8 protein-coding genes are annotated in these 13,267 nt (G+C 45.2%); 6 read left to right on the forward strand and 2 right to left on the reverse strand.

Features of this window, described 5'->3' with window-relative positions:
- The first annotated feature begins 51 nt into the window (after nucleotides 1-51).
- From sucA to sucD, 4 genes are all read left to right on the forward strand, one after another.
- The gene (gene sucA, locus KIV41_RS16515) at nucleotides 52-2,877 is read left to right on the forward strand and encodes a 2-oxoglutarate dehydrogenase E1 component (protein ID WP_010446836.1); all 2,826 of its coding nucleotides are present in this window, start codon (nucleotides 52-54) and stop codon (nucleotides 2,875-2,877) included.
- A 28-nt stretch (nucleotides 2,878-2,905) separates the two neighbouring features.
- Nucleotides 2,906-4,114, forward strand: a complete 1,209-nt coding sequence (gene odhB / locus KIV41_RS16520) for a 2-oxoglutarate dehydrogenase complex dihydrolipoyllysine-residue succinyltransferase (RefSeq protein WP_010446837.1) — start codon at nucleotides 2,906-2,908, stop codon at nucleotides 4,112-4,114.
- A gap of 202 nt (nucleotides 4,115-4,316) precedes the next feature.
- The gene (gene sucC, locus KIV41_RS16525) at nucleotides 4,317-5,483 is read left to right on the forward strand and encodes an ADP-forming succinate--CoA ligase subunit beta (RefSeq protein WP_005426700.1); all 1,167 of its coding nucleotides are present in this window, start codon (nucleotides 4,317-4,319) and stop codon (nucleotides 5,481-5,483) included.
- A complete protein-coding gene (gene sucD / locus KIV41_RS16530) occupies nucleotides 5,483-6,355 on the forward strand; it encodes a succinate--CoA ligase subunit alpha (RefSeq protein WP_005436989.1) in 873 nt (290 codons plus the stop codon). Before sucC ends, sucD begins: the two co-directional genes overlap by 1 nt.
- A gap of 112 nt (nucleotides 6,356-6,467) precedes the next feature.
- Here the strand turns inward: sucD and znuB are convergent, their stop codons facing one another.
- Together znuB and znuC are read right to left on the reverse strand one after the other, a co-directional pair.
- Nucleotides 6,468-7,253: a zinc ABC transporter permease subunit ZnuB gene (gene znuB, locus KIV41_RS16535; protein ID WP_010446842.1), complete on the reverse strand. Its 786-nt coding sequence runs from the start codon at nucleotides 7,251-7,253 to the stop codon at nucleotides 6,468-6,470.
- Nucleotides 7,246-8,034, reverse strand: a complete 789-nt coding sequence (znuC, locus tag KIV41_RS16540; RefSeq protein ID WP_045392953.1) for a zinc ABC transporter ATP-binding protein ZnuC — start codon at nucleotides 8,032-8,034, stop codon at nucleotides 7,246-7,248. Before znuC ends, znuB begins: the two co-directional genes overlap by 8 nt.
- Nucleotides 8,035-8,112: 78 nt before the next feature.
- Between znuC and znuA the strand changes: the two genes are divergently transcribed.
- Nucleotides 8,113-8,991 (forward strand): zinc ABC transporter substrate-binding protein ZnuA, encoded by an 879-nt coding sequence (gene znuA / locus KIV41_RS16545; RefSeq protein ID WP_045392950.1) that lies wholly within the window; start codon nucleotides 8,113-8,115, stop codon nucleotides 8,989-8,991.
- A 209-nt stretch (nucleotides 8,992-9,200) separates the two neighbouring features.
- Nucleotides 9,201-12,596 carry an AraC family transcriptional regulator gene (locus tag KIV41_RS16550; protein ID WP_045392946.1) on the forward strand — a complete coding sequence of 1,132 codons (3,396 nt, stop codon included), beginning with the start codon at nucleotides 9,201-9,203 and terminating at the stop codon, nucleotides 12,594-12,596.
- The last annotated feature ends 671 nt before the right edge of the window (nucleotides 12,597-13,267 follow it).

Genomic DNA, 13,267 nt, shown 5'->3' on the forward strand with positions numbered 1-13,267 from the left:
TAGCTCGGCGCAGACCGAAGCAAACGTGAAAACTACTGGTTAAGGGAAAATATGCACAACGGCGTGATGAAGGCATGGCTCGAGTCTTCACACTTGGCTGGCGCCAATGCAACGTATGTAGAGGACCTCTACGAACTGTATCTAAGTGACCCCGATCTGGTAAGTGAGGAGTGGAAACGTGTATTCGATGAGTTGCCTAAGAACTCAGAAGAAGTGGCTGATCAGCCGCACTCGCGTGTCCGCGACTACTTCCGACGACTCGCTCAAGAAACAAAGCATTACAGTGTCCAGGTTAGTGATCCAGATGTCGACGCTAAGCAAGTAAAAGTTCTCCAGCTTATCAACGCATACCGCTTCCGCGGTCATGAAGCTGCTGAACTTGATCCTCTAGGTTTATGGCAACGCCCACCTGTGGCGGAGCTAGACCCTGCATTCCACAATCTCACCGAAGATGACTTCGCAGAAACTTTCAACGTAGGTTCTTTTGCCATTGGCCAAGAAACGATGCAGTTGAAAGACATCTACTCAGCACTGAAGAAAACCTACTGTGGTTCTATCGGTGCAGAATACATGCACATGACAGACACAGAGCAAAAGCGTTGGATCCAACAACGTCTTGAATCTGTCGTTGGTCAGCCATCTTTCGATAAAGACGAAAAACGTACATTCCTTGAGGAGCTAACGGCTGCTGAAGGGCTTGAGCGTTACTTGGGTGCTAAGTTCCCAGGTGCGAAGCGTTTCTCTCTAGAAGGTGGTGATGCACTGATTCCGATGACAAAAGAGCTGATCCGTCATGCTGGTACAAGTGGCATGCGTGAAGTGGTTATCGGTATGGCTCACCGTGGACGTTTGAACATGCTTGTTAACGTTCTTGGTAAGAAGCCGCAAGATTTGTTTGATGAGTTTGCGGGTAAGCATGATGAAACATGGGGTACGGGTGACGTTAAGTACCACCAAGGTTTCTCTGCAGACTTTGCAACACCGGGTGGTGATGTTCACCTCGCGCTAGCCTTCAACCCATCTCACCTTGAGATTGTAAACCCAGTAGTTATTGGTTCGGTTCGTGCTCGTCAAGATCGCTTAGGTGACTTTGATGGAAGCCGCGTACTGCCTATTACTATCCACGGTGACTCTGCAATCGCAGGTCAGGGTGTGGTAGCAGAGACGTTCAACATGTCTCTTGCACGTGGTTTCTGCGTTGGCGGTACGGTCCGTATTGTTGTTAACAACCAAGTTGGCTTCACTACGTCGAACCCTCGTGATACACGTTCGACTATGTACTGTACTGATATCGCGAAGATGGTTCAGGCACCAATTTTCCACGTTAATGCAGACGATCCAGAAGCGGTTGCTTTCGTAACACGCATTGCACTGGATTACCGTAACGAGTTCAAACGTGATGTTGTGATTGATTTGGTTTGTTACCGTCGTCACGGTCACAACGAAGCGGATGAGCCGAATGCGACTCAGCCGTTGATGTACCAAAAAATCAAAAAACATCCAACGCCTCGTAAGCTGTACGCTGATGTTCTGATCGACAAAAACGAATCAGACATCGAGGTGGCGACCCAGCTAGTTAATGAGTACCGTGACGCACTTGATAAAGGTGAGGTTGTGGTAAAAGAGTGGCGTCCAATGGCACTTCATTCAGTAGACTGGTCACCATACCTTGGTCACGACTGGGATGTGGAGTGGGACAACAAGTTTGATGCGACTCGCTTGAAAGAGCTAGGTCAACGTCTGATTCAATACCCAGATAGCCATAAGCTGCAAAGCCGTGTAAACAAGCTTTACAATGATCGTTCTGCAATGATCAGCGGTGAAAAGGCGATTGACTGGGGTATGGCTGAAACACTGGCATACGCAACGCTGGTTGATGATGGCAAGCGTATTCGTATCTCAGGCCAGGACTCTGGACGTGGTACTTTCTTCCACCGCCACTCAGTTCTACATAACCAGAACGATGCTAGCACCTATATCCCGCTGGCGAATATTCATGACAAACAAGGTCCATTCCAAGTCTTTGACTCAGTGTTGTCAGAAGAAGCGGTATTGGCGTTTGAATATGGTTACGCTACAGCAGAGCCAAGCGGCTTGACCATTTGGGAAGCACAGTTCGGTGACTTCGCAAACGGTGCACAAGTGGTGATTGACCAGTTCATCTCGTCAGGTGAGCAAAAGTGGGCTCGTCTGTGTGGCCTAACCATGCTGTTGCCACACGGTTATGAAGGTCAAGGTCCAGAGCACTCATCAGCGCGTCTAGAGCGTTACCTACAATTATGTGCAGAACAAAACATGCAGGTTGTAGTGCCATCTACACCAGCTCAGGTTTACCACATGATCCGTCGTCAGGTGGTGCGTCCTATGCGTCGCCCACTGATTGTTATGTCACCTAAGTCGCTACTGCGTCATCCACTTTGTACTTCAACGTTGGAAGAGTTGTCTGATGGCACATTCCAACCAGCAATTCCAGAAACTGATAATCTGGAGCCAAGCAAAGTGAAGCGTGTTGTGTTCTGTTCGGGTAAGGTTTACTTCGACTTGCTAGAACAGCGTCGCAACAACGAACAAGATGATGTGGCTATTGTGCGTATCGAGCAGCTTTATCCATTCCCGATGGATGAGGTTCAAGCCGCTATTGCACAATACACGAATGTTGAAGATTTCGTATGGTGTCAGGAAGAGCCTCAAAACCAGGGTGCTTGGTACTGTAGCCAACACAACTTCCGTGCTGCTATCCCAGCAGGCGCAGATCTTAAATACGCAGGTCGCCCAGCTTCTGCTTCGCCAGCAGTAGGCTACATGTCGGTGCACTTGAAACAACAAAAAGCGTTGGTTGAAGACGCTCTGAACGTGAACTCAAAAACTTCGAATTAAGAACTAGAAGTTAAAGGAAGAAACAGATATGACAATTGAAATTCTGGTTCCAGATTTACCTGAATCAGTTGCTGACGCAACCGTAGCGACATGGCACAAACAACCAGGCGACGCAGTAGAGCGTGATGAAGTTCTGGTTGACATCGAAACCGATAAAGTTGTGCTTGAAGTACCTGCTCCGGAAGCGGGCGTATTAGAAGCCATTATTGAAGAAGAAGGTGCAACAGTACTTTCTAAGCAGTTGATCGCTAAGCTTAAGCCAGGTGCAGTAGCAGGCGAACCAACAACAGATTCAACAGAAGACAAAGAAGCGTCTCCTGATAAGCGTCATAAAGCAACGCTAACAGAAGAGAGCAACGATGCGCTAAGCCCAGCAGTTCGTCGTCTTCTTGCTGAACACGGTCTTGAAGCTAGCCAAGTGAAAGGCTCTGGTGTTGGCGGCCGTATTACTCGCGAAGACATTGAAGCACACCTTGCAAACGCAAAAGCGGCACCGAAAGCAGAAGCTCCAGCAGCCGTTGAAGCGCCTGCAGCAGCTCGTAGCCAAAAACGTGTACCAATGACGCGTCTGCGCAAGACAGTAGCAAACCGTCTTCTAGAAGCGAAGAACAACACGGCAATGCTAACCACGTTTAACGAAGTGAACATGAAGCCAATCATGGACCTTCGTAAGCAATACAAAGACCAGTTCGAAGAGCGTCACGGCACTCGTCTTGGCTTCATGTCTTTCTACGTGAAAGCAGTAACTGAAGCACTAAAACGTTACCCAGAAGTGAATGCCTCTATCGATGGTGATGATATCGTTTACCACAACTACTTCGACATCAGCATGGCGGTTTCTACGCCACGTGGTCTAGTGACTCCAGTTCTAAAAGACTGTGACACACTAGGTTTTGCTGATATCGAGAAAGGCATCAAAGAGCTAGCGATCAAAGGCCGTGACGGCAAGCTAACGGTTGATGAGTTGATGGGCGGTAACTTCACTATCACCAATGGCGGTGTATTTGGTTCATTGATGTCTACGCCAATCATCAACCCACCACAATCGGCAATCTTGGGCATGCACAAAATCCAAGAGCGTCCAATGGCGGTTGACGGCAAAGTAGAAATCTTGCCAATGATGTATCTAGCACTATCTTACGATCACCGTTTGATTGATGGTCGTGAATCTGTGGGTTTCCTAGTAACCATTAAAGAGCTACTAGAAGATCCAGCACGTCTGTTATTAGACGTTTAATATCGCTAAAACGTCGAGTTGTCCTTGATAGCTCGACGTCCACGATATCCAAGGCTAGACTGGCTCAGCGTCTGGCCTTCACTTGAACTGCGCCCGATAAATACATAAGCAGTTGATTTGAGAAGACCCTACAGACGCACCGCATGAAGTGGTGTTATGGAAATAATAAATCCCTTGAGGGATAAACAAACGGAATATCAAAATGAATTTGCATGAATACCAAGCCAAACAGCTGTTTGCAGAATTCGGTTTGCCTGTACCGGAAGGCTACGCATGTGATACGCCACAAGAAGCTTTCGAAGCAGCGGGTCGCATCACTACTGAAAAGAAAGTTGTAAAATGTCAGGTTCACGCTGGTGGCCGCGGTAAAGCGGGCGGTGTTGAGCTACACGATACAAAAGATGGCGTAAAAGAATTCGCACAAAAATGGCTAGGTAAGAACTTGGTGACTTACCAAACAGACGCAAATGGTCAGCCTGTTACTAAAATCCTTGTAGAAGAAGCGTCTAACATCGCTAACGAACTTTACCTTGGTGCGGTTGTAGACCGTGCGACTCGTAAGATCGTTTTCATGGCTTCGACTGAAGGTGGTGTGGAAATCGAAAAAGTTGCGGAAGAAACGCCGGAGCTAATCCACAAAGCAGCAATCGATCCACTGGTGGGCCCTCAGGCTTACCAAGGTCGCGAGCTAGCATTCAAACTTGGTCTTGAAGGTGACCAAATCAAACAATTCGTTAAGATCTTCATGGGTCTTGGCACTATGTTCTCTCAGTACGACCTAGCGCTACTAGAGATCAACCCACTGGTTATTACTGGCGAAGGCAACCTGCTGTGTCTTGATGGTAAGATCAACATCGACTCAAACGCGCTATACCGTCAGCCTAAGCTTCGTGAAATGCACGATCCTTCACAAGAAGACGAGCGTGAAGCACACGCAGCTCAGTGGGAACTGAACTACGTAGCACTCGATGGCAACGTTGGTTGTATGGTTAACGGTGCGGGTCTAGCGATGGGTACAATGGACATCGTGAACCTACACGGTGGTAAGCCTGCTAACTTCCTAGATGTAGGTGGCGGCGCGACAAAAGAGCGTGTAGCAGAAGCATTCAAGATCATCCTATCTGATGACAACGTGAAAGCCGTTCTAGTAAACATCTTCGGCGGTATCGTACGTTGTGACATGATCGCAGAAGGCATCATCGGTGCAGTGAAAGAAGTTGGTGTAACTGTACCTGTTGTTGTTCGTCTAGAAGGTACTAACGCAGACCTAGGTCGCGAAGTTCTTGCTAATTCTGATGTTGATATCATTGCTGCTGAGTCGCTAACAGATGCTGCTCAGAAAGTTGTTGCTGCTGCGGAGGCTAAATAATGTCTGTACTAATTAACAAAGACACTAAAGTAATCTGTCAGGGCTTCACTGGTGGTCAAGGTACTTTCCACTCAGAGCAGGCAATTGCTTACGGTACACAAATGGTTGGTGGTGTATCTCCAGGTAAAGGTGGTCAAACTCACCTTGGCCTTCCTGTATTCAACACGGTACGTGAAGCAGTAGAAGTGACTGGCGCAACAGCAACAGTTATCTACGTTCCAGCACCATTCTGTAAAGATGCAATCCTAGAAGCGATCGACGCAGGTATCGAGCTTATCGTAACGATCACTGAAGGCATCCCAACAACAGATATGATCGACGTAAAAGTGAAGCTAGAAGAAACTGGCGTTCGCATGATCGGTCCTAACTGTCCGGGTGTTATCACGCCTGATGAGTGTAAGATCGGCATCATGCCTGGTCACATCCACAAGAAAGGTAAAGTGGGCATCGTTTCTCGCTCAGGTACACTAACGTACGAAGCGGTTAAGCAAACGACTGACGAAGGCTTTGGCCAGTCAACGTGTGTTGGTATCGGTGGCGACCCAATTCCAGGTTCAAACTTCATTGACATCCTGAAGCTTTTCCAAGAAGACCCTGAAACAGAAGCAATCGTAATGATTGGCGAAATCGGTGGTACTGCGGAAGAGGAAGCTGCGGCTTACATCAAAGAAAACGTAACGAAGCCAGTGGTTTCTTACATTGCGGGTGTTACTGCTCCTCCTGGTAAGCGTATGGGTCACGCAGGTGCTATCATCTCTGGTGGTAAAGGTACTGCAGAAGACAAATTCGCAGCACTAGAAGCGGCTGGCGTTAAGACTGTGAAATCTCTAGCTGAGATTGGTAAAGGTCTACGCGAAGTGACAGGTTGGTAATCAACCAAACCACGTTATAAGTATTAAAAAGCCTGCGATTTCGCAGGCTTTTCTTTTTCTGGTCCATCTTGATTTGCGTCTCAAGCATGGTTTTTTCTAACACTCAGTGCGATTATGCTTTGCGCCTAATCAGTTGGCTAAGCATAAACAGGGTCGTCGCGCTAATCACAACGGAAGGGCCAGCTGGAGTATCGAAATGCCAAGACAGGCTCAGACCCATCAGCACAGCAATCGAACCGATAATCGAAGCAAACAGTGCCATTTGTTCTGGCGAAGAAGAAACTTTACGCGCAGTTGCGGCTGGGATGATCAATAGCGACGTCATGATCAATGCACCAACAAATTTCATTCCGACTGCAATCACCACACCTACCATAAGCATCAGTACTAGACGCACTAAATCGGTGTTCACTCCTTCAACAGCAGCAAGCTCTTCGCTCACAGTGCTGGATAGCAATGGGCGCCAAAACAGATACAAACAAGCGCTGACTGCGACAACACCAGCATAGATGAACATCAGATCTTGAGGTGATACCGCCAATAGGTCACCAAACAAGTAGCTCATTAGGTCGACACGAACGTTGTCTAAGAAACTCACCGATACTAAACCGATAGATAGAGCACTGTGCGCTAAGATGCCCAGCAAAGTATCTGTTGCGACAAGCTGTTGCTTTTGAAGTGTCACTAGCAGTACTGCTAAAGCGAGACAGCAAACAAGCAGTGCAAGGTATAGATTTATATCTAGTAGGAAGCCAAGTGCCAACCCCATCAAAGATGCATGTGCAAGCGTATCACCGAAGTAAGCCATTTTGCGCCATACCACGAATGAGCCAAGTGGGCCTGCGATGATTGCGATACCAATACCGGCCAGAATTGAAGGCAATAAAAACTCAATCATGATGATGGTGTCCGTGAGAATGGTTTGAACAAGATGTCGCGTCACCAGTCACTGGTGCTCCAGCCAAGTCGTGATGATGGTGTTCATGGTCGTGATGGTAAAATGCTAAAGACTCACGAGCGGCGTTACCAAATAACGCAATATAAGAAGGGTGTTGAGTAATGGTGGCTGGTGAACCTGAACAGCACACATGGTGATGTAAGCAAATTACATCATCAGTTTTTGCCATGACTAAATGCAGGTCGTGCGAAACCATAAATACACCACAATCAAAGCGATGGCGAATGCTCTCTATCAGATCATATAAGTCGATTTGACCTTGTACGTCGACACCTTGAGCCGGCTCATCCAGCACTAATAACTCTGGGCGCTGTAGGAGCGCACGGGCAAGCAGTACACGTTGATTCTCACCACCAGAAAGACGGTGCATGTTGCTTGCGATGAGGTGTTCAGCACCGACAAGCTTTAATGCATCGAGGCATTCTTGCTTACTGTATTTTCCTGCTAAGTTTAAGAAGCGGATGACAGTCAGTGGTAACGAGTCATTGAGTTTCAGCTTTTGAGGTACGTAGCCAATTTTCAGTTTACGTTGTCTAATTAGCTTGCCACTAGTTGGCTTTTGGAGACCTAAAATGACTTTAACTAACGTCGATTTCCCCGCTCCATTGGGACCAATTAGGGTGGTGATCTTGCCCTTTTCTAATTCCATAGTGATATTATCGAGAACTCTGCGTTCGTCAAATTCGACGCATAACTGCTCAAGACGGACTAGTGAAGACATGAATGAAACTCATTTGCAATTCAATAATGTTATAATGTAACATTATCTCACTTTCCACGCCATACCCCAAGAAAAACTATGAAAAGAGCCATCATTCTTGCCGTTTCTACATTATTGACAGTGCCTGTTCATGCAGTAACGGTGTTAACCAGTATTAAGCCAATTCAAATGATCACAACCGAGCTGACGGAAGGCGTTACATCGCCAGATGTTTTGCTGCAATCAAATGCGTCACCTCATGACTATGCGCTTCGTCCATCAGATGTGAAGAAAGTAGCTTCCGCCGACCTTGTCATTTGGTACGGCCATGATCTCGAACCTTTCCTAGAGAAAGTGGTGACGGATAAAGGTAACACGCTAACTGTTAGCGAAATTCCGGGCCTGTCGTTACGTGCATTTAGTGGTGAGCATGATCACCATGATGGTCACGATCACGGCACACACGATCCACATTTCTGGTTGGGTGTTGAAACCGTAAAACAAGTTGCCAACGCTATCGCTCACAAACTTGCAGAAATCGATCCTACGAATGCAGACACTTACGCAGCAAACTTGAAGAAGTTTGAAGCGGAGTTAAAAGCTACGGATGCGGAGATTAAGCAACAACTGACACCAGTGCAAGACAAAGGTTATTTTGTTTTCCACGATGCTTACGGCTATTTTGAATCACGTTACAACCTAAATCAACTCGGGCACTTTACGGTTTCTCCAGATCGTAAACCGGGAGCAAAAACATTGATTCATATTCGTAAAACGTTGGGTACAGGTGATGTTGCTTGTGTGTTCTCAGAACCACAATTCACCCCTGCTGTGGTTGAAAGTGTGATGCGTGGCAGCGATGTTAATGCTGGCGTTCTTGACCCATTGGGTAGCAGTGTTGATGTTAAATCAGGCAGTTACTTTGTATTCTTGAAAGGAATTTCAAACAGTTTTGCTCAATGTTTGAGCGAAAAGTAACAATTGTGTTGTACTTGTCGGCATTGAATCTGTTTTTAACGTGATCCAGCAGTAAGATTTGACAGCAATCGTGAGTCGAAACTTTTATCGCACGGGAATTGATATATTATTAGCATAATTAGCGCTTCGAAATAACGATACTTTTAAGCCTGACCATGGATTGTTGAAAGGCATATGAAGCGCAATATTATGTTATTAAGGGTTTCGACTTGCTCCGTACTATCACCCAGCTATGGTTGGGTATTTTGCTTTCCTTTCCAGTACTTGCGCTTGATAGTGCCAGTGCAATCTTCTACCCATTACCGACTCAGATAAAGGGTACGTTCATTGCTGCCCAACACCTTTTCTCTGGAGAGCAGGGCGGCTTGTGGATTCATGACGTGCATGGCCGAGTGCTTTTTTATGATGGCAGTAACCTTCAGCCCAAGTCAGGTAGTTTGCTAGATTTTTCTGTAGATCAAGTTGCTTATATTGATGGAGCGTTTTGGACTTTTTTCAATAACGAAGTCTATAGAACTAAGCCAAATCAAGAACGAAAGCTAATCTTTAGTTTGAATCCAGGTGCACAAATTAGAAAAATTGGTGCATCAGGTGACTATATCTGGGTTAGTGATGGCTCGCAGTTTTACACTTACCATGTTGCTCAAAATAAGCTCGAGGCGTACTCATTGCTTCAGTTGTATCAACATAGCAACAACAGTCATGTTTACATCAATGACGCTATTTTCGTAAAAACGCGCTGGGTATTAGCAACGAACTCAGGGGCGTACTTATCTGAAGGCAAGCGATTTAATCATGTTGTCTCTTCTAAAAAGCACTTCATTGAAAAAGTTTATTATTCAGCCTCAAGGCGTGAGATCGTCATTGGTTCCCTAAAAGGGGCGTTAGTGTTCAGTCTAGAAAATGCAGAACAACCTATTGTAAGAATTGGCGATTCGCATGTATTGGCAATAGCAGAAACGAATCAAGAGTATTGGATAGGTACAGAGCATGGGCTCTTCGTTCATTCGTTCTTATCCGGTGAGACTTCTAAGGTAACCGCTGCCAGTTTCCAAGAGCTCGATTTGAGTCAAAGTAAAATCTACTCATTGCTTAATGACAACATGGGCGGTATGTGGGTTGCGACAAATCGTGGTATTCGATATTACTCGATGTTTAGCAAAAAATTTGAGCGAATGACTTTCGATGGTGGACATCGAATTGCAGATCTCAACAAAATTACGCAAACCTACACAGGGCCAAAGGATCAGCTGTGGTTATCAAGTGGTCGGAATGTGTATCTGCGCAGTAATGATCGTACCAAACTCATCATTCAAGCTCAAAATGAGATCACACAGTTTGCTATAAGAGAGAAGCAGATTTGGATTGCTACCAATGATGGCCTTCAAGTTTATGACTTATCTACACAACAATGGGTTGAGCTTCCATATCTGAGGGCATTAGCGGGAGCGCCAATAGAGCACATTATTAATACAGATGAAGGAAAAATATGGCTTGCTCGTGGAAAAAGCCTTTTCTACATCGACCCTATTAAGCAGTTGCTACGTAACTTAGGCGGTGATTGGCTCGTTGCAAAATATCTTCCTGCGAAAATAACCCGATTATTTGCTTCTAGCTCTGAACTGATTATTGGTACTGACCATGGTTATTATCAGTATGATGGCGAAAAAATACGATTTAATCACTTTTCGGCAAGTTATGGAGAGGTGCTAGATATTGTCGAATCAACCGATGGGGCATATTGGTTTGCTTCGGCGTATGGCGTATTCAAAACTCAGCTACGTAGTAATGAACAAGTATCCATGGCGTTGCGGATTGATAATGCTCGTCCGGCCTGCATGTTGGCTGACTCTGAAGGTGTCTGGCTTTCATCATCCGTAGGTTTAAGTTATTACCGGTTATCTGGTGAATTAGTCAAACACTACTCTTCAGCTTCAGGGTTGATCAACAATGAATTTACCTCAGGGGTTTGTAATCAGATTTCTCATCCTGAGAGTAACCATAAAACATTAGTGTTTGGCTCAAAATACGGTCTGGTTAAGGCTGACTCCACAACCCTGCTTGTGTCTAAATCTCCTGAATCCAAAGTCATTATTAGCCGGGTGTCCTCGGAAAGTGGCGTGATTCAAGTTGGCGGTGGGGAGCTTAATGACACTTACATTCCGTATGGGTCTTCGGTGAGCTTTTTATTCGGTGTGATGCCAAAACCGAATACCCAAGTACTTCACTTTAGACTCAATACCTATGATGAGTGGCAAGTGCTAGAAGGCAGACAATTGAACTTAGAGCATCTGAGTTCTGGTCACTACACACTTCAAGTTAGCAGCGGTGAGCAAGTTATACGCGGTCAGGTGGGGGCTGAGTTTCAATTTACGGTATTAGAACCTTGGTATCGTACGTCATTTGCTATTTTTAGTTTTGTAATGACGCTGCTGTTCGTGTTTGGCGCTGTAGGTTACTGGCGGTCACGTTATGTCCTTCAACATAATAAAGAGTTGGCGGCGCAGGTAACATTAAAAACTAACCAGCTTCGTCATCAAAGTCGGGTATTACTTTCTAGTAATCAGCAACTACGTAAGCAAATTCAAGTGAGAAACCTGCTTGTTGATCACGTTGCAAGTTCCATAAAAACAAGTATCGACGTCTTTGCTAAGTTTGTTCCTGATGATTGCGATGAATCGACGCAAGATCATTTGAAGAAAGCATATTGGCAGCTTAATGAATTAAAAGTAGTACCGGTAGAGAACACTGGGAGTGCTCAGAGTTACGATTTGAATCAAATTACCAGTTCAGTGATTGACGTGTGGCGAGAAGACTTTAAAAAAGCAGGCTTAGAACTAGAATTTCAGGATGTTGAAAGCCACAGCAGAGTTGTACTGGAAAGCTTTAATCTTGATGTGATCTTTAATACAGTTTTCGCCAATATTATTAAACGTTCTTATCGAGGTCAGTCCGTTAGGGTTTCAATCGGGGAAGATGAGCAGCATATCACTTTAACCATGTTGGATTTTGGTAATCAACTCCCTTCTAAACTGACGTTTGGTAAGCCAATATCAATGAACCAAGTGGATCTGAGTATTGAGCAGTTATCAACGTTGGTTGAAGCTAGTGGAGGGAAGTTATCGATTATAAGCTCTGATACGCAGAATAAGTTCGACATTACGTGGCCGAAAGTTCATTTCACGGATGAACAACTCGAGCATGTAATGATGAATAGCTTCGATGACGTGTTAGAGCCGACTAGGCAAGAGCCAGTTAAGATGTCACCAGAACAAGAGTGGCTCAACAAAGTTTATCAGCTAGTGAGTGACAATTTCTCCGACGCTGAGTTTGGTACTGCCTCAGCTGCAAAATTGTTGTTTATGTCAGAAAGAAGCTTACAACGACGTTTTAAATCAGCGTCATCTCGTACTTTTAAAGATTATCTTACCGAAGTTCGCTTAGAAACAGCATGCGAGCAGCTCCTAGCTGGCGAGAAAATTAGCGAGGTCGCGTTTAATTGTGGCTTTAATGACCCTTCTTATTTTAGTCAGAAGTTTAGACTGCATTTTGGACTGCCACCGTCCAAGTTCGCAACGACTCAAGAGAGCCAAACAAGCCTATAGCTCTTAATTCGATATGACTTAGCCCAGCCTTAGTGCTGGGCTTTTTTACGCTTGCCGTGCGAGCTGCTGATAGAACAAAGCAAACTAAATGTTGGTTTGTTGGATATCCGCTTTAATTTCTACGAGATACGAGATACGAGATACGAGATACGAGATACGAGATACGAGATACGAGATGTCGCCTAAAAACTAGACACAGGGCTTTAGTTAACTAGTTCAAAATCAATGGGGTGGTATGTAAGAGCGATAGGTAATAAGGGTAACAACGACTATTGACTAGTAGTAGAGATTTAAGAGGTTAGTGGAGGTTACTTAAGAAACAATAAAGAAAGAGAAGAAAAAAATATCGTGGTATAGCCGGGGGGACTATACCACGGGTGTCAATGACACCTTCGCTTGCTGCCGGAGTGACATGTTGCCATGCCACCTCTGGAATTCTTTTGAGTGGCTGTTGCCTCTCGATGGGTTAACTATACGGGACCTTACTTATTTTTCTTATAAAAATAACGACACCTTTATGTGAGAAATGCGACAAGTTGAATTTTATACCGTAAGGCATTGATAAATAGGGTTTAATTTATTTTTGGGTTTCTTTTGTTATCGGTTTGTTATTGTTTTCTGTGGGCTCATTTATTGATTTTGACGAAAATGACGGAGTTTTAATTAACGAA

The sequence above is a fragment of the Vibrio sp. D401a genome (genome assembly GCF_030248515.1).
Lineage (GTDB): Bacteria > Pseudomonadota > Gammaproteobacteria > Enterobacterales > Vibrionaceae > Vibrio > Vibrio rotiferianus.